Origin of the sequence: Neobacillus novalis NBRC 102450 (genome assembly GCF_001591805.1) — a bacterium.
Classification (GTDB): Bacteria; Bacillota; Bacilli; order Bacillales; family Cytobacillaceae; genus Neobacillus; species Neobacillus novalis.
Window position 1 is genome coordinate 25,189 of sequence record NZ_BCVP01000009.1, and the last position, 21,779, is coordinate 46,967.

Annotated in this window: 19 protein-coding genes; 15 read left to right on the forward strand and 4 right to left on the reverse strand. The window is 40.0% G+C overall.

The genetic code is table 11. From position 1 onward, the window contains the following. Positions 1-30: 30 nt before the first annotated feature. From BANVL01_RS05985 to BANVL01_RS05995, 3 genes are all read left to right on the forward strand, one after another. Positions 31-996: a helix-turn-helix transcriptional regulator gene (locus BANVL01_RS05985; protein WP_066083084.1), complete on the forward strand. Its 966-nt coding sequence runs from the start codon at positions 31-33 to the stop codon at positions 994-996. 75 nt (positions 997-1,071) lie between these two features. Then, the gene (locus BANVL01_RS05990) at positions 1,072-1,524 is read left to right on the forward strand and encodes an SRPBCC domain-containing protein (protein WP_066083086.1); all 453 of its coding nucleotides are present in this window, start codon (positions 1,072-1,074) and stop codon (positions 1,522-1,524) included. Positions 1,525-2,042: 518 nt separating this feature from the next. Next, positions 2,043-2,537 (forward strand): S4 domain-containing protein, encoded by a 495-nt coding sequence (locus tag BANVL01_RS05995; protein WP_066083087.1) that lies wholly within the window; start codon positions 2,043-2,045, stop codon positions 2,535-2,537. A gap of 263 nt (positions 2,538-2,800) precedes the next feature. Here BANVL01_RS05995 and BANVL01_RS06000 read toward each other — a convergent pair whose 3' ends face one another. Continuing rightward, on the reverse strand, positions 2,801-3,433 hold the full coding sequence (locus BANVL01_RS06000) for an NUDIX hydrolase (RefSeq protein ID WP_066083089.1): 633 nt from the start codon (positions 3,431-3,433) through the stop codon (positions 2,801-2,803). A 168-nt stretch (positions 3,434-3,601) separates the two neighbouring features. Between BANVL01_RS06000 and BANVL01_RS06005 the strand changes: the two genes are divergently transcribed. After that, positions 3,602-3,832 (forward strand): hypothetical protein, encoded by a 231-nt coding sequence (locus BANVL01_RS06005; protein ID WP_066083091.1) that lies wholly within the window; start codon positions 3,602-3,604, stop codon positions 3,830-3,832. Positions 3,833-4,021: 189 nt separating this feature from the next. After that, positions 4,022-4,540, forward strand: coding sequence for a DinB family protein (locus BANVL01_RS06010; RefSeq protein WP_066083093.1), 519 nt, complete (start codon positions 4,022-4,024; stop codon positions 4,538-4,540). Between the two features lie 90 nt (positions 4,541-4,630). Here BANVL01_RS06010 and BANVL01_RS06015 read toward each other — a convergent pair whose 3' ends face one another. Further along, complete coding sequence (locus BANVL01_RS06015; protein ID WP_066083095.1) at positions 4,631-5,647, reverse strand: S66 family peptidase; 1,017 nt, start codon at positions 5,645-5,647, stop codon at positions 4,631-4,633. A gap of 122 nt (positions 5,648-5,769) precedes the next feature. Further along, positions 5,770-7,914 carry a bifunctional metallophosphatase/5'-nucleotidase gene (locus tag BANVL01_RS06020; protein WP_066083097.1) on the reverse strand — a complete coding sequence of 715 codons (2,145 nt, stop codon included), beginning with the start codon at positions 7,912-7,914 and terminating at the stop codon, positions 5,770-5,772. Positions 7,915-8,241: 327 nt separating this feature from the next. On the opposite strand from BANVL01_RS06020, the gene BANVL01_RS06025 reads away from it, so the two are divergent. Next, positions 8,242-9,396, forward strand: a complete 1,155-nt coding sequence (locus BANVL01_RS06025; RefSeq protein ID WP_066083098.1) for a PQQ-dependent sugar dehydrogenase — start codon at positions 8,242-8,244, stop codon at positions 9,394-9,396. A gap of 47 nt (positions 9,397-9,443) precedes the next feature. On the opposite strand, the gene BANVL01_RS06030 is transcribed toward BANVL01_RS06025, so the two are convergent. Continuing rightward, complete coding sequence (locus BANVL01_RS06030) at positions 9,444-11,699, reverse strand: outer membrane protein assembly factor BamB family protein (protein ID WP_066083102.1); 2,256 nt, start codon at positions 11,697-11,699, stop codon at positions 9,444-9,446. A 191-nt stretch (positions 11,700-11,890) separates the two neighbouring features. Between BANVL01_RS06030 and BANVL01_RS06035 the strand changes: the two genes are divergently transcribed. The 9 genes from BANVL01_RS06035 to deoD all read left to right on the forward strand — a co-directional run bounded on the left by BANVL01_RS06035 (position 11,891) and on the right by deoD (position 21,574). Further along, positions 11,891-15,079, forward strand: a complete 3,189-nt coding sequence (locus tag BANVL01_RS06035) for a DEAD/DEAH box helicase (RefSeq protein WP_066083105.1) — start codon at positions 11,891-11,893, stop codon at positions 15,077-15,079. A gap of 70 nt (positions 15,080-15,149) precedes the next feature. Then, positions 15,150-15,476 carry a YnfA family protein gene (locus BANVL01_RS06040; protein ID WP_066083107.1) on the forward strand — a complete coding sequence of 109 codons (327 nt, stop codon included), beginning with the start codon at positions 15,150-15,152 and terminating at the stop codon, positions 15,474-15,476. 388 nt (positions 15,477-15,864) lie between these two features. Continuing rightward, on the forward strand, positions 15,865-16,050 hold the full coding sequence (locus BANVL01_RS06045; RefSeq protein ID WP_169803138.1) for a hypothetical protein: 186 nt from the start codon (positions 15,865-15,867) through the stop codon (positions 16,048-16,050). A 401-nt stretch (positions 16,051-16,451) separates the two neighbouring features. After that, complete coding sequence (locus BANVL01_RS06050) at positions 16,452-17,012, forward strand: RNA polymerase sigma factor (protein WP_082804881.1); 561 nt, start codon at positions 16,452-16,454, stop codon at positions 17,010-17,012. Next, a complete protein-coding gene (locus BANVL01_RS06055; protein ID WP_169803139.1) occupies positions 16,990-17,727 on the forward strand; it encodes a hypothetical protein in 738 nt (245 codons plus the stop codon). The genes BANVL01_RS06050 and BANVL01_RS06055 overlap by 23 nt, the downstream gene beginning before the upstream one ends. After that, positions 17,711-18,598 (forward strand): ABC transporter ATP-binding protein, encoded by an 888-nt coding sequence (locus BANVL01_RS06060; protein ID WP_066083115.1) that lies wholly within the window; start codon positions 17,711-17,713, stop codon positions 18,596-18,598. Before BANVL01_RS06055 ends, BANVL01_RS06060 begins: the two co-directional genes overlap by 17 nt. After that, positions 18,576-19,709 (forward strand): ABC transporter permease, encoded by a 1,134-nt coding sequence (locus BANVL01_RS06065; protein WP_066083116.1) that lies wholly within the window; start codon positions 18,576-18,578, stop codon positions 19,707-19,709. Before BANVL01_RS06060 ends, BANVL01_RS06065 begins: the two co-directional genes overlap by 23 nt. Positions 19,710-19,869: 160 nt before the next feature. Further along, on the forward strand, positions 19,870-20,610 hold the full coding sequence (locus tag BANVL01_RS06070; RefSeq protein ID WP_066083117.1) for a GntR family transcriptional regulator: 741 nt from the start codon (positions 19,870-19,872) through the stop codon (positions 20,608-20,610). A 244-nt stretch (positions 20,611-20,854) separates the two neighbouring features. After that, positions 20,855-21,574 (forward strand): purine-nucleoside phosphorylase, encoded by a 720-nt coding sequence (gene deoD / locus BANVL01_RS06075; protein ID WP_066083119.1) that lies wholly within the window; start codon positions 20,855-20,857, stop codon positions 21,572-21,574. Positions 21,575-21,779 lie beyond the last annotated feature (205 nt).

Here is a 21,779-nt window from a genome sequence, read left to right on the forward strand (position 1 = left end):
AAAGTTGCTGTAGAAGGGACTAAATAACTCATGACCAAGGCTGTAAATATGCTTTCTATACTATGGTTGCTCAATACTGGAAAACGTATGACAGCCAAGCAACTAGCGGAAGAATTAGAGATTAATATCCGCACGGTGTACCGTTATATCGATGCCTTGTGTGCCAGCGGAGTTCCAATTATTTCGGATGCGGGTCATAATGGAGGCTACAGTATGCTCCATGAGTTTACAAAAGCACCGCTATTTTTTGATGTAGACGAGCAAAAAGCGATGGTTCATGCAGCAAGTTTTGCATCAGAGGCAGGGTATCCATTTAGTGAGGCTTTGAATGGGGCAATCACAAAGCTAAAAAAGTATACAAATCCAGAACAATTGGATTATGTTAATCGTCATGAAAAAGGGTTTGATGTGATTCAGCCTCCAGCGAATTCTGAATTGGAATCGCTGCTCCAAGAAATAGAGGAATCGGTAGCAGAAGGTTTAGCACTATTAATGGAGTATCAAAAGGGAAATGAAAGCACACCTCAATCTCGCAGTATTGATCCTTATGGTCTTATTTATTGGAAAGGAAATTGGTATGTCATCGCCTATTGTCACCTCCGCCTTGAAATACGCAGCTTTCGTGTAAATCGGATTGTGAGTCTATCTCGTTCAGGTATTGAATTTGATCGTCCAAAAGATTTTTCAGCACGTTCTTTTTTTCTAAATGGACTTTTGCCTGATTTAGATCAGCCTGAACAGTTGATTTCTATTCATATTGAAGGACATGCGCATGCCCTCGATGATTTGTGTCAGCATTGGTTATTTGGTCATGCACTTACCCGTCGATCGGAAAATCATGCTCATTTTAGGATCGATGAGCAATCGATCAATACTTATGTACCCTACTATCTTCTTCCCTATGGAAGGGCCATAAAGATTCTAGAACCGTTATTTTTAAAAGAGAAAATGGTAACGGTCACTTCAGAATTAGTAAAACATTATCAAAACTTTTAACTTCACTGACCGTATATGTCAGTGAAGTTTGTTTATGATGGAATGGTAGTACAATAATGAGGAGGGATTTTTTTGATGAAGGATCTGAAGTATGTATTTTATATTGGCGGAAGTCCAGAGGAAGTATGGAAGGCATTAATCTCGCCGGAGGGAACAAAACAAATTTATTGTGGAAGCGTGATCCGATCCACCTTTCAAGTTGGAGATCTGTTGGAATACATTGGCCCGGGGGCTGATGGCGATGAAACGGTTCATGTTTATGGGAATGTATTAGAGCATGTCCCAAATCAAGTACTACGTTTTACCCACTTTGCTGGAAAGTCGTACACGAAAGATGATAAACAGGAATTTGAATCTAGAATTTCCTATCTGCTTGAGCCAGTAGGCGCGTGTACGAAGTTAACCTTCATTCATGACCAATGGCAGAAAGGAGATCCTCTTTACGAGAACACTGATGCTGCATGGTGGATGATCCTTAGTAACACAAAGACATTAGTAGAAACAGGCAAAACACTTGATTTAGAATAAAAGTACTTGGTTGTGATGTTAATGAATTCTTGTAAGCAATATTATCGAAGGAAGTAAACCACTCTTAATTCATCATCAAGCTTCTTTTCAAGTTTTTGCAGCGTTGCACGAACGGGCAGAATAGTGAGAAAAGATAAGGAAGGCCGTCTAACGGGATTTTGAGGAGTTACTTGGGAGAGAGAAATGTAAACGATTGCATTTAAATATAAGTATGCGGTAAAATGAGAATAACTCTATTTGGATAGAAAGGATACAGGAGAACACGTATGCCAAAATTTACTTTGTAATGATCAATAAATTGGATAGCATCACCCTCAAAAAACAATGTTTTTTTCTCAGGGGGTAGTATGCCCATTTTTCTCATTACAAAGGAACCAAGCAACCCTGTAGTCTCGATGCGAAAGGAGGTCCTTGTGTAGGATCTCCTTTTTAATTTTTTCAATTTAATTTTATACTGTGCTGCAAGATATCCAAATAGATGCTTGCGTTCCTTTATCTTATTAAGAGGTGAAGGATTTATGTTAAATATAACACTCCACTGGAAACTTTCTCAAATACCAGAACGAGCTGTAAAGAAGCACTGCAAAATGTGTGGCAAATTATCGGTTTTTACGGACACCAATGTGCGAAGGCATAACGCAAACGGAAAAAGCATATACAAATATGCGATTTATAAATGCGAAAAAAATCACACGTGGAACAAAAAGTTAGCTATTTATAAAACGTTCTCAGAGCATGTTGCTGAAATTGAGGAGCAGAAAGAAGAATCTTCAATTATGTCAGCCATTCCAATGACAAGCTTGGCAGAACAAGGAGTAAAGGTGATACACATTGTACTAGATGATGTGAGAGGAAAACATCGAATTGATAAAGTGCTTGCAAACCAAATTGAGGATTGGAGTCGATCACAGATCATAGAAAAGATTGAAAAAGGAACGATTCAATTAAATGAACAAGTCATTAAACCAAGTTCAAGATTGTCAAAGGGAGAACGCATTTCCATTTTCATTTGATGAAAAACATTTAGCAACCGAACTAAACTTTGGTTTTCGGTAGGTTGAATGGCTGTTAAAAGATATAATGCAAGAAACGATTTTAAATTAGCATTAGATTCACCTCAATCAATAGTGTTTACCTAATAAGAATGGAGTATGTGCTTGTTCAACGGGTGCTTTATAAAAGAATAAATATCTTTAGCTTCCGATGAGGGCTCTGATAACAAATCAGGCGAACAGCATCAAGTACTGTTCGCCATTTTGAATCAACGTAATACGGGTTAGCGTCGTTCATTTAGTTTTTCTTGTATCAATTGAATAATCGTTTCATAATATAATAGCCCATGCGGGACAAAAGAATTTGTCCCAACCATTCTATCAATAACTAATTTTTGCCCATTTGGATCAATCTCAAATCCTTTTATGTGTACGTTTTGTTTAGCTCCTGTCCAAAGGTCAATAAAATCAGTAAACTTCAGTTTGATGACACCTGAAACTTCTTCTTCTTGTAAGCTAAATACATCAAAAGCCAGATTCTTTTTATATAAAAATGTGTGTGCAAGTTCATTATCAATTAAGTCCTCATGGTTGACACAATAATTGATGATTCCTAACGGTATAAGCTCTGAAAAAGTAACATCAATTCCTAATTCTTCTTTGATCTCTCTAATGCCATCCAATGCCGATTCATGAGCTAATAAATGTCCTGCTGAGGTAATATCGAACAGATTCGGATGGTCTTTTTTCAGTTCACATCGAAGCTGCAAATAAAGATAATCGATTTCTTCTTCACGGCTAACAATCCAGCAATGAAAAGACTCATGCCATAGTCCGAGTCGGTGGACTTCCTTCCTAGTTGCTACTCCAATAGGATTCCGATTGGTATCAAAAACTCTTACTTGCTCATCTTCCATCATCAGATCTCCTTGTATATAAGTATTCTATATATGTAGAAATTCTATGTATATAGAATACTCTATTCATACTTTTCGTGCAACTATTTTAATTACGCTTTCTAAAAAGAGGGAAATACATCGCTCTTAGAGAAAATATAAAATAGAATACAATCTGGAGGTTAATAAATGGCCAATATTGATAAAAGAAATCGATTGGACGATGAACCTTTTAGCTATCGCGTTACAAAAAATAATACAGTCTTTCTCGATTATTTTGGTAAGCAGATTAAAACATTAAGAGGAAAAGACGCTGAAAAATTTTTTAATAAAATTCAAAATGCCGAAGACAAAGAAGCAGTTCAACTGATCTTGGCGAAAGCGACAGGGAATTTCAAACGGGGAAATGAAAGAAAGTGACCTGAAACATTTGAAGATTTTTAATTATGTGAAACTATTTAACGCAAGAAAACGACTAACTTATATCCCCCCTTGGGTTGTAGAAAATAGAGCCCAGTAAAGTGCTGGGCTTAAGTTGTTTGAATACGTACTTATTGATGAAAAGAAGTTCTTTAATAAATAGACCATAATAATAGAGGTGTTTATTCAATGAAACAGGATACGCTGCGTTTGTATGATTACCATGTTTGGGCGAATAAGCGGGTTTTTAACCACTTAAAAGAATTGCCTAGTGAAGTTTATCAACAGGAAGTAAAAAGTGTGTTTTCAAGTTTGGAACAGGTTGTGATCCATCTTTTTAAAACAGATGTAGTATGGTTGTGTGCGATGTCTGATAAAAACTATGAGGAAATTCAACAAATTATTGGAAAGTATTCTGCGGAGATGGAAAATAAAACACTCGAAGAAATGGAAAGCAAGTATTTGAAATTCTCGGAGCAATATATTGATTTTCTAAGCAGTCATGAGGATTTGAATGCCAATAAGACACTTAAACATCCGGCGTTTGGTCAACTGGAAACACGGATTTCAGAATTGGCCCAGCATGTGGTCAATCACGGCACCTACCATAGGGGAAATATTACGGCTATGCTCCGTCAATTAGGGTATCCTGGCCCATCTACAGACTATATCTTTTACTTATATGAAAAACAGGGAAATCAGAAATAACATGAATCCACCTTTTAATTTTGGACATAAAAAGGCAACGCCCTGAGGGGAGTTGCCTTTCTTTACGGATGCATTCCACACGAAGTTCCATTATGGCCGGAAATATTGCAAAACGGTTCCTTTTCCTTCTGCAGCCTCGGCCTCAGCATAAGCACCATTGATGAAGGTGATTTGCGGCGGAACGTGGCCGCAATCAATGTCGTAAATAATCGGTATGTCGAGTTCATCAACAAGATCTTGGTAAACATCCTCAACCGTATAGTTATTAACCGGTGTATTTGCTGGGCTTCTGCCAAACATCAAGCCTGAGCAATGGTCAAACCAGCCGGCTAATTTCATTTGTACCAATGACCTCCGTAAATCTGCAGTGTTCATTTCGCAGTTCTCCAAATACCAAATAACAGGTTCTCCATTGATATGTTGATTTCTAAATCTTTGAACATCACCAAACGGTGTTCCGATTAGATGTCTGATGATATCAATACATCCACCTAGTAAACGACCTTGTATCTTAACATTACGATTTGAGACTGTTTTCCATTGAGTTTTTTCTGTTAAATGAAAAACACAAGGAGAGGGATCAGCGTGATTCCATTCCTTCTGATATTGATCCGAGGAATGTTGTAGGACAGATTCACCCGTTTCCGTTGATAATACCGACTCCCACATGGCTGTAGTTTCGTCTGAAAATTCTCCTCGTAAATCAATTAAGTTTGTCCCGTGAGCGGTTGCGATACCTGTCTTCAAAGTGATGGCTAAGAGTAAGCCGCTAATATCGGAATAGCCTAATACCCACTTATTTTTAATATTTTCATAGTCAATATGTTCAAGGATCTCCATCAATAACTCGCCGCCCCATGGGGGAATGATGATGTCGGTGTCACTGTCAGCCATCAGCGCATTAAATTCAGCTGCCCGTGTTACCGAAGGTGCAGATTTTGCCTTGTATTGCGACCATACAGTCTCGCCGCAAGTAACTTGAAAACCTTTCTGCTCTAGTCGGCTGCATGCGAGTTTGACGAGTTCGTGTAATTCAGTAGGTACTCCTGAAGAAGGTGCCGTTACCCCTATTGTCGCTCCGTTCTTTAAATGTGGATATGTAATCATGGAAATCCCCTCCTAACCTATTTAGATGATTTTACCAAAAATCATGACCGAAGTTAACCTACTTTCAACAAAAAAAACAGCGGTCTTCTTTATAGAAGAAAACCGCTGTTTTTATGTCTAAACTAACTTGCTTTTAAGGCAGGGAACTCATCTCCGCTAATTGCTGTTCGATGTTCAATGATGTATTGGAGCATGAACATGATTTCTTTTTTATCCACTTCTTCCAAGTGCTTATTTGGGAGCTGGCTAATACGCAAGTAGATTTTTTCTAGAGATTGATAAGCTTTATTTTCCTTATCTTTTTCAAATGTTTTTATTACGTTTTCCAATTGAGCGATAAGGGAAGTTTTGATTCCTTTATTCCCCTTTGCTTGTTGCACTAAAGTAATCGTATTTTCGATTGTTGCAGATGAAATGAATACTTCTAAGGTTTTTGTCTCTGAAACATTATGCACCTTATCAATCGCGCGATATAGAACAGTGTTTTTACCCTCTATATTTACAGTAAGCCCATCTTCATAACGGTTCCAAGTGACACCGTTATCAAGGCTATACTCAATATGCGAAACTCCGATACCTGCGTCTGTTGCTTCCAAGGCAATGGTAACATCATGAAGATAGGACCCGTTTCTGAAGTCGGCATCAGGTAATTTCGCATCCGCTAGTTCAGGGGCTTTGGTATCTTCCGATATTCTTCCTTCCGCTGCAAAATGGATTGGACCATTCATGCTTTTCACGAAATTTACAGTGGCTTGTAAATCCTCAGGTCCTTGAATTGGGTTTTTGCCATATTGACGAATTTTATATTTATCAGTCGCATGTTCGTACATATAATTGTTGACCGTAAGTGAATACGTCTTATTTTTATCAATTGGCGTTCCATCTGGAAGATAGATGTTCACTACTTTGTTTGTTGCACTATTCCAAGTATAAGAGAAACCGCCAATGGAAACGTCCGGTCCATAGGATGAAATTTGAGCATTTAAAATCGGTTCCAATGCAGACCCTGGAATGGTGACACTTACCAAAGTGTTATTAAAGGGCTGGATATTGAAAAGATTCTCCCAAGTAATTTCGCCTTTACCGAGAACATCGCGGATTCCTCCACCGTTCATTAACGCAAAATCAGACTTCATTTCATAGTTCATTCCGTCTGCAATCAAGTTTCCTAGCGCATTGTCACCAATAATACCTTTTATCGGATAGCCGCCATTCATTGGAACGGAGGCAACTCCAACTACTTCATTTAATATTGGCCCGACCATTTCATGATATTTGGCTAAAATGGCACTGACTTCAGGATCGGGAGTTACACCTTGTTGAATAACATCAACAATTTCCGCTTGTTTTTCAACAATATCACCTGTCGCAGGATCAATTTTCAAATCAATGTCGGCAAAAGCTTTACCATATTCCCAGGCTTGGACAATAAGCTTATTGTCTACAATCGCATTAAGTTTCACATGGTTATGGGCAGCAATAATAACATCTACCTCGTCATCTACGCTCTTCGCTAATTTGGCAATTTGACCTGTTGCCGTTTCGCCGCTTTGATCTCCTGGAACATGAGCTAAAACGACAATGGCTTTAATTCCTTGCGCTTTTAGCTCTTCTGTATATTTATTAACCGCTGCTACCTCATCCGTGAAACGAATATCCTGAATACCAGTAGCCATTACCATATTAGGTGTTTCAACCGTGGCTACACCAATAAAGCCTATTTTTACACCACCCACTTCTTTAATGGCATAGGGATCAAATACGAGCTTTCCGGTATCTTTGTATTCCACGTTAGCAGCAACAACTGGAAAGTTCATCCCTTTGTATCCCTTTGTTCCGTTAGGATGGTCTCCGCCATGGATCATCCGGAGGAGTTCTTGTGTACCTTCATCAAATTCGTGGTTACCCACAGTCCCTACATCGAATCCGATCGCATGCATGATTTCAACAGTTGGTTCATCTTGGAGCAAGGCTGAAACTGGAGAACTTCCACCAATCATATCTCCGGAATGGATAATCAGCGTGTTATCTGGATTGGTTGCTTTACGAGCTTTTAAGTAAGTAGCCAAATAATCTGCGCGACCATAATTCTCATTATTAACTGCTCCTGTTACATCAATTTTTCCATGTAAATCGTTTACAGAAAGCAATTTAACAGACACCGTGTCTTCTGCATGCGCACGAATGGAAATACTAGAGAAGATTGGTAGAACCAGCGCAGCAATAACTAGTAAATTAAAAAACCTCTTAAAAAATATGTTTCTCATTATGTCGCTCCTCTTCATTTATGATGACGACCCTATTATAATCTGAGAAATTATCTAGAATATTAAGCTAATGTAAATTTTCAACAAAACAGTTATTCTCTCCTAGAATATTGACCCAAGATTAGTTCCGTAGACCTGCTTCTGGTTCATCCGAAAGGACGGAAACAGATACTAAAGATGTGAACCACGGTCAATAGACAAAACCTCTTAACTATTGGTGCCTGCCCATTTAACTGACCGAGGGTAAGGCATATCTTTTCGAAAGTGTTTAAATAATCCGAAATTTGTCTACACTGTTGGAGAAAATTATTATTTTGAGGTGGTATTTTGAAAAAGTTAGTATTTTTTAGTGTGCTGGGTGTTGTTTTGGCTGCAGGGCTTGGGATTGCATTGTTTTGGAATGATAAAGACGACGCAGGTGATGCCGGTAAAAAACAGGGTTCCTTTCAGCAGGATGCCAATGAGGTAATCAAAAGGGCGGTAGAGGTAGCGGTTTCGGATGATGGGAGTGTCAATGCGAATCACTTGAATATCCCATGGACGATTAACAAAAATGGCAGTTGGATTTTCTTAAGTCAGCGGGAAGGTTCGGTCATTCAAATTGACGGAAATCTTGGCTTAGTAGATGTGCAGAATGTAAAGGTTTCTGAGGATATTTTCCATGAAGGAGAAGGCGGTTTTCTTGGATTCACGTTAGCATCTGATTTTGCGACAACAAAGATGGCATTTGCTTATCATACCTATAAGAAAGACGGTAAGACGCTAAACCGAATCATTTCGCTCAAACTGAAAGACCATACGTGGAAGGAAGAAAAAGTCCTTTTAGATGGGATTCCAGGCGGGATGGTAAATAACGGCGGCCGGATTAAAATTGGCCCTGATGGAATGTTATATGCCACTACAGGTGATGTTGGCCAGTCGAGCAATGCACAAAAACTTGACAGTTTAGCCGGAAAAATTTTAAGAATGAATGTAAATGGCGGTATCCCGGCGGACAACCCATTTAAAAACTCGTATATTTACTCTTATGGTCATCGTAACCCACAGGGATTAGCATGGGATAATGGTAAAAACCTCTATAGTTCAGAACATGGAGAATCAGGTCATGATGAAATTAACCTGATTCAAGCAGGGAAGAACTATGGATGGCCTGTTATTCAAGGGGATGAAGAAGCAAAGGACATGATGAAGCCATTGATTCAATCCGGTTACGAAACTTGGGCGCCATCAGGTATGGCTTTTAATGATGGAAAACTCTTTGTAGCTTCATTAGCTGGCAAGAAAATATTTACCTATGATCTGGCCAATAAACAATTTCAAGAGTTTTACGGAGATGCCGGCAGATTAAGGGATGTGCTGGTAGAGAACAATGAGTTGTATACGATTACCAGTAACCGTGATAAACGCGGGAAACCAACAGTTAAAGATGACCGTTTAATTCATCTTTCATTAACAGAAAAGGCATCTACTAATAAAAAATAATCAAAAGGGTAATCGTCCATAAAAATAGGACGATTACCTTTTTTGCATTACCCGCCGCCAAGGCTCTTTACATACTTGGAAACTGCTTGAATTTCTTCCTTACTCAACGTATCTTTAAAAGGAGGCATCTGGCCTTTCCCATTTGTCACTTGTTTAATGATGGCATCCAGATCCATTTTTGTCTGCTGTAAATTTGGACCATTATGTCCACCCGCTCCTTCTGCACCATGGCAGGCCAAGCAATTGTTTTTATAGACAGTTTCTCCTGCTGCCGTGGTGTTATCTTCTTTTTTGGTTTTATTTTTATCCGCAGCTTGCTGCTTTTCTGTTTTAGCGGCATTATTCTTGACCGGTGATGTATTGATTTTATCCTTAGGAATATCCTTGACAGATCCATATTTGCCCTCTAATGAGAAGGTATAGATTTTATCACCATGTTTTGATCCTGCCAGTGAATTTCCAGCAGCGAAGATGGAGATATACTGCTTTCCATCAACTTCATAGGTGATTGGCGGGGCGTTTGCACCGGCATCCATTTTAAATTCCCATAACTGATCACCCTTAGCGGCATCATAGGCAATAATCCGCCCGTCATTATGCCCGGTAAATACCAGATTTCCTTTAGTTGTTAAAAGACCGCTGTAGGCGATGGCATCCCACTTCTTTTGCCAAACGATTTTATTCGTTTTAATGTCGAGTGCGGTCACGGTGCCGCGGCTTGGGGCCTTTTCTACCGGCTGCCAGACACTGCCGATATACTCTTTCCCTTCTGTAAACCGATCCTTTTCCTCTTCCCCGTAATGGGCATAAGCAAAATAATTGTCATTACCCAATACGTAAAAATACTCTGTGTTCGGGTTATAGGCGGATGGCGGCCAGTTCGCCCCCCCTTGAGGCGACGGTTTGAGGGTCATCGGCTTATCCCAAAATGGTGTAAAGATACTGCCAATCTCACCTTTAAAATCTTTTGGCAGATCACGTTTAGCATCTTCCTCCGTGACTGCCTGCGGTACAAAGGCATCTCCAACTGGAAATGGCTGAGTAGGAGATGTTTTTTGGTTCGCATTTTGCGGGACTGGTTTTTCCTCAATCCCAATCAGCGGCTTCCCAGTTGTCCGATCTAAAATGTAGAGCCACCCAGTTTTCCCGGCCTGGGCCATTCCTTTTTTCATCTGTCCGCCCATCTTTACATCAAATAGAACAACAGGGTTGGACGGATCCATATCCCAAATATCATGGTGGACCTCTTGGAAGTGCCATTTGTATTCGCCTGTATTGACATCAAGGGCTAAAATGGAGTCGGCAAATAAATTATCACCTTCCCTTTTGCTGCCATCCAGGTCTGGGGATGTATTCCCAGTTGAAAAATAAATGAGCCCTAGTTCCGGGTCAATGGCTGGCGTCTGCCAAACTGGCGCACCGCCTGTCAACCAGTTCCTGCTATCCTTCGGCCAGGTTTCGCTTCCTTTTGCTCCTGGAGCGGGCAGCGTATAACTTCGCCAAATTTGTCGGCCTATCTCTGAGTCATAGGCGGCTACATACCCTCTTATTGCATACTCGCCGCCGGCGATACCTGTATAGACTTTTCCATCATAGTAGAGGGGAGCGCTTGTAATGGTATAGCCTTTCTCCCAATCATCCACCCTTGTTTCCCATAACACCTTCCCGGTCTTTTGATCTAAAGCGACCAGCCTTGCATCCAATAATCCTACAAAGACTTTTCCGTCGCCTAATGCCACCCCGCGGGTTGTCCACCCGCAGCAGACCGTGTTTAGCCCTTTAGCAAGCTCGGGGCGATATTCCCAAATCATTTTCCCTGTTTTAGCATCAAGGGCTTGAACTTGGTTGGCTCCAGTAGTAGTGAACATGACTCCATCATAGACAAGTGGAGTCGCCTCACCCGAATATTTAAATTCTAAACCTGAACCTAAGCTTGTGACCCATTCGACTTTTAAATTTTTTACATTTGAAGCTGTGATTTTTTCCAGGGGAGAATATCTGCTATTATGAATATCTCCGCCATTTGTTGTCCAATTCCCAGCTGGAGGTTTGGTCAGTTCATCGGCAGCAAACTTTGGCGCAATCTTGGCTTTGTAGGCCATATGCTGATAAGAACGATAGTCGGTACCAGCCAATTGATCCTTAGGCTTACTATCATCCATCTGCTGTGCGCTGTCCTCTCCCTTGTTTTCCTTTTTTATTTCCGACTTCGCCTCATTTTTCTTAGAAGGTTTTTGGGTAGTGGTACACCCGGAAACAATCAAAAACAATGACGCAATAATAACCCAAACAGACCTTTTCACCTATTCAACACTCCTTTCTATACCTTTTACTGTAATTTGCCCGTATATTGATAAAATACTCGAAATTGAATTCATAGGGATGGCTCGAAAAGTACCATTGTCGGAATTGGTGTAAAGATGTAATAGAAAACTTCGCACTTATGGTACAATCGTAATAGCAAAAATTAATCTTCAAGGAAGGAGCAAGCCTTGTGAGCATTAGATTAAATCATAAAGTCATTCAAGAAATGTGTGGCATGGTCTCCTTCAAACGAGGAGATTATTTTTATCGTTCGGATAAAGTAACTTTTGAAGACTATCAGCCTAATCGTTGTCAAGCAACCGTTATCGGTGAGGAAAAGTTCCATGTAACTATTGCGACGGATGACCACGAAGATATTCTAACGGAATGCAGCTGTCCGAAGCTCGCATCTTTTTCTAAGGATTGTCAGCATATTGCAGCTGTTTTAATAGCAATTTACGACCATCAGCGTCAAGGAACCATTCCATCCACGTCAGCTAATCAGGGACTGACAGAAGGATTAAGGACTCTTTTCTCTGAACCGCCTGTCCGCTCAAGCGGTCACCAGCTTCATTTTGAAAAAAGAAAAGTGCTTGATGTCGAAATTACCTGTAAACCAGTTGCAATCAGCAACGGCCAATACCTATTCGGGATAGAAATGAAGCTAGGGGCAACTAAAGTGGAAAATATCCGCGCTTTTTTGGAGCAAGTGCGAGAAGGAAAACGCTGCTTACTTTCCGCTTCATTCACGTACGACCCCAGTCTGCATTGTTTTCAAAATGAAACAGATGTGGTTATTCAGCAGCTCATCCACGTGATTCGTGATCAAAGGGTATATGGTAACGCTGGGGTGGAGAAGGAAAACCATCAGATACTCCATATTCCGCCAACTACATGGGAACAGCTGCTGCCTTTACTGCTTAATGCACCACAAGTAATGCTGGAATCTAATGGACGAACATTTGCAGGAATGCACTTAACAGATGAATCGCTGCCATTACAGTTTGACTTTATAGAAACGGAAGGAATGGGCTATCAGCTGAAGGTGAACGGCTTTCATCAGCTGATTGTCTTCGAGGCCTATCGGTCTGTTTTATATGAAGGAAAAATAAAGCAGCTGGAAAGCCAGGACTGTAAACGGCTTTTAGACCTGAAACAGATGCTCGCTGCTTCCGAAACCGATCAAATTCCAATTCCCCATGAGCAGCTCCCTTTCTTTTTGGAAAAAGTGGCCCAAGAATTAAAAAAGTTAGGTAAGGTTTCCATCGCTGAAAGCTTAACTAAGCAATGGATGAAGACGCCGTTGTCCGCCAAGCTCTACCTGGATCGTGTCAAGAATCGTCTCTTAGCTGGACTTGAGTTTCACTACGAAAATATCGTTCTTAACCCATTGGAAAGCAGGGAACTCCCGGCAGGCACGATGATGGTTAGGGATGTGGACAAGGAAGAAGAAATCCTCAAGCTAATCGAGGATAGCTCGTTTGCCAAAACAGACGGCGGCTATTATTTGCATAATGAAGAACTGGAGTATGAGTTTTTGTATTATATCGTTCCGAAGCTCCAAAAGCTGGTTCAAATTTATGCAACGACGGCCGTAAGAAATCGAATTTTTAGAGAAAATGCTCGTCCACAGATAAGAGTAAGGGTCAAAAAGGAACGGACCAATTGGCTTGAATTCAAATTTGAAATGGACGGGATTCCGGAAAAACAGATACGCGAGATATTAGAAGCTTTAGAGGAAAAGCGAAAATATTATCGGTTGCCAAATGGCTCGCTGCTCTCGCTCCAGACAAGAGAATTGGAAGAAATTCAGCGTTTTCTTCAGTCACCACATATAGAAAGTAAAGATATCGCAGGCGGTTTAGATTTACCGATTGAAAAGAGTCTTCAACTGCTTGATTCAGTTGATGTGAGGGATGCCTTTAAGCTGGAGGAATCCTTTCGGCAGTTGCTTGATCACCTTTACCATCCCGGCCGTTTGGAGTTCGAGGTGCCCACGAGCTTAGATCCGATACTCAAAAGTTATCAAAAGCTCGGGTTTAAATGGATGAAGACCCTTGCCTACTATGGATTCGGCGGGATATTAGCCGATGATATGGGACTTGGAAAAACGATCCAAAGCATCGCGTTTGTCGTGTCAGTGCTTCCCGATATCCGCAAAAATAAGCAGCCAGTCCTCGTTGTTTGCCCATCATCCGTGACGTATAACTGGCTGAATGAAATCAATAAATTTGCCGGACCCGAGCTACAAGCGGTTGTCATCGATGGAAATAAAGCAGAGAGGTCCAAGCTTTTGAAGGAAGTAACAGACATTGATGTGCTGATCACTTCCTACCCGTTATTACGCAGGGAAATCACCTGGTTTGAGAAACAATCGTTTCATACGGTGTTTTTTGATGAGGCCCAAGCATTTAAAAATCCTTTGACGCAGACCGCTCGGGCGGCGAAGAAGCTCCAGGCCGTTCATCGTTTCGCGCTTACGGGTACACCGGTGGAGAATTCATCAGAGGAGCTGTGGTCGATTTTTCACGTTGTCTTTCCTGAATTGTTCCGCGGCTTAAAGGAATTTAGTAAGCTTTCAAGGAAAAACATTGCCCGAAGAATCCGTCCCTTTTTACTTCGCAGGTTGAAGGAGGATGTGCTTGCAGAACTTCCTGAAAAAATTGAGTCGCAGGAATCAGTGGAGCTGTTTCCCGAACAAAAGAAGCTGTATGCGGCTTATTTGGCGAAGTTGAGGCATGACACGTTGAAGCACCTCGACAAAGATACGATTCGGAAAAATCGAATCAAAATTTTAGCTGGTTTGACGCGGCTTCGGCAGATTTGCTGCCATCCTGGCTTGTTTGTCGATGGTTATAAAGGAAGCTCAGCGAAATTTGAACAGCTCTTGCAGATCGTCGATGAATCAAAGATTGCTGGAAGAAGGGTGTTAATTTTTTCCCAGTTCACGAAAATGCTTGAGCTCATTGGCAGGGCGTTAACAGCGAAAGGACTGCCCTTCTTTTACCTTGATGGAACAACACCCGCAGAAGAACGGGTGGAAATCTGTGACCGATTTAATCAGGGAGAGCGCGATTTATTCCTAATTTCATTGAAAGCTGGCGGAACGGGCCTGAATCTGATGAGTGCGGATACCGTGATATTATATGACACTTGGTGGAATCCAGCAGTCGAAGAACAAGCGGCCGACCGGGCCCACCGGATGGGGCAGAAAAATGTCGTTCAGGTTATCAAGCTTGTTGCCCGCGGAACCATCGAAGAAAAAATGAATGAACTTCAAGATAAAAAGCGCCATCTCATTGAAGAAATCATCGATTCTGAGGAGAAAATAAATTCTACTCTTACCGAGGATGATATTAAGGAAATATTGATGATTTGACAATCGGCAGGGTGAGCCCTCTATAAACGCCTAACGTGAAGAAAATCTTTGGATGAGGTGAGCGGAGTAAATGGTTAATTCGATTATTTTATTTATTTTTGCAGGATTAGCGGAAATTGGCGGCGGTTACCTAGTTTGGTTATGGCTGCGGGAAGACAAATCATTTTGGTATGGAATAATCGGCAGCATCATCCTCATTTTGTATGGAATCATCCCAACCCTTCAAAAATTCCCGACCTTCGGAAGGGTGTATGCTGCCTATGGGGGTGTATTTATTATTCTTGCTGTATTGTGGGGCTGGGCCGTTGACAAAAAGTCCCCTGATACATACGACTGGATTGGCGCCTTTATTTGTTTAATTGGTGTCTCAGTCATGCTATGGGCGCCACGGCATTGATTTCCTTAATTTAGGGAATTAATGTCGTGGGGGGGACAGAGAGTTTGTTGGTAAAAGGTTAGTTCAATTATAATTGTGCCCGTGGATCGTGAAAATGAGTCCATACGGTAATAAAAAAGAATAATTAGGCCCGTGGAGAATCCAGAGTGCCCGTTCCCTCAGAAAATGGGGGTCGATGGGCACTGTGAACGATCCAGAGTGCCCGTCCTCTCAGAAAATGGGGGTCAAGGAGCACTGTGATGCTTTTCAAAATAAAACTGGTTTCCTGCCACTTTGAATAAACTTAGAGGAATTTTTGCGGCGAGCATCGAAAGAATAGTAAGTATGCTTATCTCTGTTTTACTTTTTCGTGAGGGGGAGCTCGGTATTGAATAAAAAGAAAATAAATATGGTAGTCGCAATAATGGTAACCATCACGATCCTAACAGTTGGGGTTATTAGGATCACTCAAATAAAAAATAATTACCAAGCGAACAAACTCACATTAGAATCGTGCGTAGATAATGGAGGCACCGCGGTGGTCGGGCAAAAGTATTTCTGGTCACTTACATCAGCTGCGTGTGAAGAAAATTAACCCAAATTTAAACATTAAATCCAAAATCTTTTATTTCAGGTAACGAGCGTTTTTAGAAAAAACGAATAATAAAGTGAAGAATGGCTTGGAGAAATACTCCGAGCCATTCTTCATGCAAAATATACTGCGAAACCCTTTAGAGACAGTAAGTTAACAACGATTTAGCTAATCTGAAATTTCCTTTTTTATCAAGTAGGCAAAAAATAAACACTTCCCTCCAAGTACTGGCTCCGCCTTCGCCAAATACCATGATAGCCACGCATGCTATCCCCACTACTATTTACTATAACTCCCGATTATTAATAAAATATGAATTAGATATTACTCATTCGTTAAATTGAGAGTTACCTTTTTAAAACTTTTCTTAAAGCCCATTCGTTTAACAAGCTGAGGTGAGAATTTTGATTTCCGATCGTGACTTAGTTATTGAAATTAAAGCAGGCAGTCATTCTGCGATGGAAGTGCTTGTGAAACGCTATTATCAACCAATATATTCATTCATTTATCGAAAAACCGGTAATAAAGACACCGCCTACGACCTTACGCAAGAGGTCTTCATGAAAATGTTGAAACGAATTCATACCTTCCAGGAAAAAGCCCAATTCAAAACGTGGCTTTACACAGTTGCGGTTAATCATTGCACAGATTATTTCCGCTCCAAAACATATCAAGTATCAAAGATGACAGAGGAATTAGATGAGCAGCATTCCCAAGATTCAGCCGGTGTTCCTTATATATTTGAAAAACAAGAAAAGCGCCGGGAAATCAAGAATGCCATTTACTCACTTCCAGATTATCAGAGTGACACTATTATTTTGAAGTATTTTCACGACTTAAAAATTAAAGAAATCGCGCAGATTATGGAGACTAGCGAATCTACCGTGAAATCAAGGCTTCGTCAAGGAATGGAAAAATTAAAGGGACTTTTAAAAAGAGGTGATGACATTGATAAAGCCAAATGATCAGGAACTGGAAGAATGGTTAAACGAATTTACGATTGAATATCCAAGCGAAGAAAAAATTGAACAAACCATAGCAATGCTGCACCACTATGTGCCGAAAAAGAAGAAAGTCCATTTGTTTCGACAGGTCTATAAAGAATTGCTCGGTGTATCTCGTGTTTTCTGGATGACCAATTTGATTTATTTAGCAGCGGGGATAGGATTCATTTTCATAGGCGGCGGAAATCCCTATATAACTTTATTTCTCCTTGCACCCTTGCCGGTATTAATCAGTTTAATTGATGTTTTCCGCGGCAGGGATGAAGGAATGATTGAACTGGAATTATCGTTTAAGCATTCTCCGTCACAATTAATACTTTCGAAATTAGCGACAATTGGTTTGTTTAATCTTGTATGTAATGTGCTTTTAATTGCGGTGATCCATATTTTCACAGAGCACATCCTATTAAGTTCGCTGCTGAAATATTGGGTAGTACCATATATGGTTTCAATCTCACTCTGTTTATTTTTATCAATCAAATTTAGAGCTGTATTTGCAGCACCGATTTCGATTGCAATTTTGTTCTCACTGGGCATGGCTATTAGTCAAATGGCACAGGTATATGAAGCAGTCCCCACTGGAATGTTCCTGTTTCTTTTTATGGCCGCACTTTTTGTTCTTGGATTAGAGGTAAAAATGATTTACAAAGGAGCCTATCATGAATTTAGCGATTGAACACGTAACGAAAAAATACGGTAACCATCATGCAATCGATGACATTTCCTGCGAGTTTTCGAACGGTGTGTATGGAATCTTGGGAGCGAATGGTTCTGGAAAAACAACGTTGATGAGAATGCTGGCCACCGTTACAACACCAACAGCAGGCATCATCCGGGTCAATGGAAAAAACATTCTCTCACTTGGCGATGATTACCGCGATATGATTGGCTATCTCCCGCAGCATATCGGACTTTATAAAAATTTCACAGCGGATAAATTTTTGCATTACATTGCTGCCTTAAAAGGCTTATCTAAGAAGGAGGCAGCTTTAAAAATTGAAGAGTTATTGGACTTAGTCAATCTTATGGATGTTCGCAAAAAGAAGGTCGGGACTTTTTCAGGCGGGATGAAACAGCGCATCGGTATTGCCCAGGCGTTATTGAATGACCCCAAAATCCTAATTGTCGATGAACCGACAGCGGGCCTTGACCCGAAGGAACGCATTCGTTTCCGCAACCTGCTTTCATCCATCAGCGGCGAAAGAATTGTATTATTGTCTACTCATATTGTGTCAGACATCGAATTCATTGCCAAAGAGGTGTTAATTTTAAAAAATGGCCGGCTGCTTCATAAACGGAACCCACAAGAATTACTCCATGAGATAGCTGGAAAGGTGTGGCTTGTAACAACAGCCGAATCGGAAATACCGCGATATCAGGATATGTTTAAGGTAGGTAATATTGTCCGAAGTGAAAGCAGAGTGGAGCTGCGCATCATTAGTGATGATCGACCATCTCTAGCTGCCATCTTAACAACCCCTAATTTGGAAGATTTATATTTATACTTTTTCGAGGAGGATTTCGATGCTGGGCCTGTTAAAGTTTGAGCTTTACAAAATTTATAAACAAAAAAGCATTTATATCCTATTTGCTTTGCTCATAGCGATTATTAGTACTGGCGGTTGGATTGACCGCAGTAGCGAGAAGGTTATTTACCAGGGATATCAGAAATGGGAAGGGAAATTAACTGCTGAAAAAATCAATAAATTAGATAGAATAAGAGAGGATGGAAATAAAAAATCGGATACTGGACAAGAGTTTACCTTTAAAGAGCACCTTTTGTACAGTATTTCCATGGTTATTTTTCAACAAACAAATTTTACAGAGGAGCGGAACAAGGAAATTACACAGTTGAAGGAAAAAATCCAGCAAACACCGCTCAGTTATAAAAAGAGACAGGATGAGTTGAAAAAAGACATGCTTTCAAGCATTGATACCTCTGATTTTTATTATCCAAAAGGGCCAGCAATAATGTTGGACATGATTTATACATTTGGATTTGTGATAACGGCTTTTATGACGATTATCGGAATTGGGCCGATTTTTTCAAAGGAATACAGTTCGGGAATGGATCAGTTTTTACTAAGTTCAAAATATGGACGTTCAAAAGCGGTAACTGCCAAAATACTAGCTTCTCTGTTGTTCATTCTATCAGTCATCGCTATGTGGAGCCTATATAGCGTTGCAAGGTCTGCCTATTCATTTGGCCTGCATGGCTGGAAATCTTCTATTCAATCGGTTATCCAATTTCTTGAGTCTCCATATCCATTTTCATTGTCGAGTGCCTTTACATTGATGATGATGATTCATGTGATTGCCGCCCTCGCCTTTGGGGTATTGGTGGTATTTATTTCGGCGGTGAGCAAAAAGGTTATCGTTTCGGTGCTTACAAGCGGAGTAATTTTTGGCCTTCCTCTCGTATTGGATACCGTGCTTGATTATGGAGGGACGAAAAAAGTTTGGGTTGACCGGTTCATATCCTTTTCCATCTATCAATTTATGAAAGTAAAAGAATTATTTGTAGGCTTTCGAACGTATAACTTTTTCGGATACCCTGTACTACAGCCGATTTTAGCTGTAATCCTCTCGTTTTTAACGATTATTTTATTTTGGTTTATAACCCAATGGATTATGAAGAAAAAACAAATTACAGTATAAAGCCCCTGATACTAAAATCAATCGCGTTGTCATTCCTTTTTTCTTGGACTTTTCCATTCGAGAGTTTAAGGTATAATGATGTTAAAATATATTCAATGTTGGTTATAACGACTTAGTTATAGAGACCATTTTTGAAAACATAAAATAGGTGTGAGAAAGTATGAATTTCAATCAAGAGGATTTGACTAAATCAAAAAAGCCCTTATACATTATTGTTTACGATAAGCTTTTTAAGCTGATTATGGAGGGGACATTTCCTCCAGATAGCAGGCTGCCAACAGAACCCGAACTTGCTAAAAAGTTGGGGGTAAGCAGAATGACGCTGAGACAGGCTTTGGCTCTTTTGCAAGATGATGGATTGGTCAGAAATGTCCATGGGAAAGGGAATTTTATTACAAAGTCGCATCAAAACCATCAAACAGTTGGCCTTGAGAAAGTAGGAAACCCGCTTTATAAATGTCATTCGGAAACGATTGATGAAGTAGAACTTAATTTCAGGATTGATCTTGTCAGTGATTATGCTGAGGAAGTATTAAAGAAAAAAATGGCGGCCGTGGTGGCATTGGAACGATGGTATAAAAGTGGGGATAAAGTGGTCGCCTATGCTCTTACTATGATGGCAGTTGAAACTGTAACAGAATTAAATCTAGACCTTCAAAATAAAGAAGAGTTATTAACAATGCTTGAAGAAAAAGTATATGATCTTGCTAATTCGTCAACCATTGAAATCAAACGTTCCATTGCCGTGAATAAAACGTTACAAAAATATCAACTTTTCAAGGGAGAAGAATGCGATTTGATTCTGGAAAGCGTCTATATTAGCGACCAATATCCCGTGGTTTATAACAAATACTATATCCCTAAAGAGTTCAGTCAAATCAGAATTAATGCTGCTAAATAAATTGAACCAGTCAAACAGTGCCATTTCCTAAAAGCACTGTTTTTTTTGTTTCAAAAAAAAGAAAAAACTAACAAAAATAACTTGTTGTTAACTGAACTTTTGTGTGTTATTATTTTGTTGTATAAATAGTAGACAACTTTTTATACAACTATACAGCATTGTTAAGTATTCCGTTATTTTTTTTTGTAGTAATTGAAAGCGGAAACAAGTTTAAAATCTATTTAATCAAAAGGAGAGATTGATCATGAGTATATCGGAATTAAGAGAAACACCTCATATTAAACCTAATGGAGTAGAGATTGCCGAAACAATTCTATTACCGGGAGATCCATTGCGGGCAAAATTTATCGCAGAAACCTATTTGGAAGATGTGGTTCAGTTCAATGATGTCCGTAATATGTATGGTTACACGGGTACATTCAAAGGTAAAAGAATTTCTGTCATGGGAACGGGCATGGGGACACCAAGTATGAGTTTGTATTCATGGGAGCTCATTCATATATTTGGCGTGAAAAATTTAATTCGCATTGGGTCATGTGGCGCGATTCAAGATCAATTGAACTTGTATGATATCGTCTTTGCCATGGGAGCATCAACTGATTCTAACTATGTACAGCAATACAATCTTCCTGGCCAGTATTCGAATATTGCTTCGTTTTCACTATTAGAAAAAGCGAAGAAAGTGGCGGACGAAAAAGGCCTTCCTGTTCATGTTGGCAATGTGCTTTCGAGTGATTTCTTTTATAATGCCGATCAAACAGCATTGGAAAAATGGAGTAAGATGGGCATTTTATGTGCCGAAATGGAAACAGCTGGACTTTATATGAATGCTGCTCATGCCGGAGTAAATGCATTGACCATTCTAACAGTAAGTGATCATATTTTTAGACATGAACAAACAACAACGGAAGAAAGACAAACTGCGTTTACAAATATGATGGAAATTGCCTTGGAGCTTGCTTAGGTAAATCACATCTTTGTATGGAAAAGAGGAAGAGCGGCGCAAAGGTAAATCACTATTACCAATTATTATGTTTATACTTTCGGTAAGTGAAGCCTAGCCCTGCTCACACCGCCTTTATTAGCTGACTGCGGTTAGTTCTCTTTATTTATTTTCCATGATAGATGGTGGCGTGGAACGCAATATTAGTTTTATATGGAATCTTAGA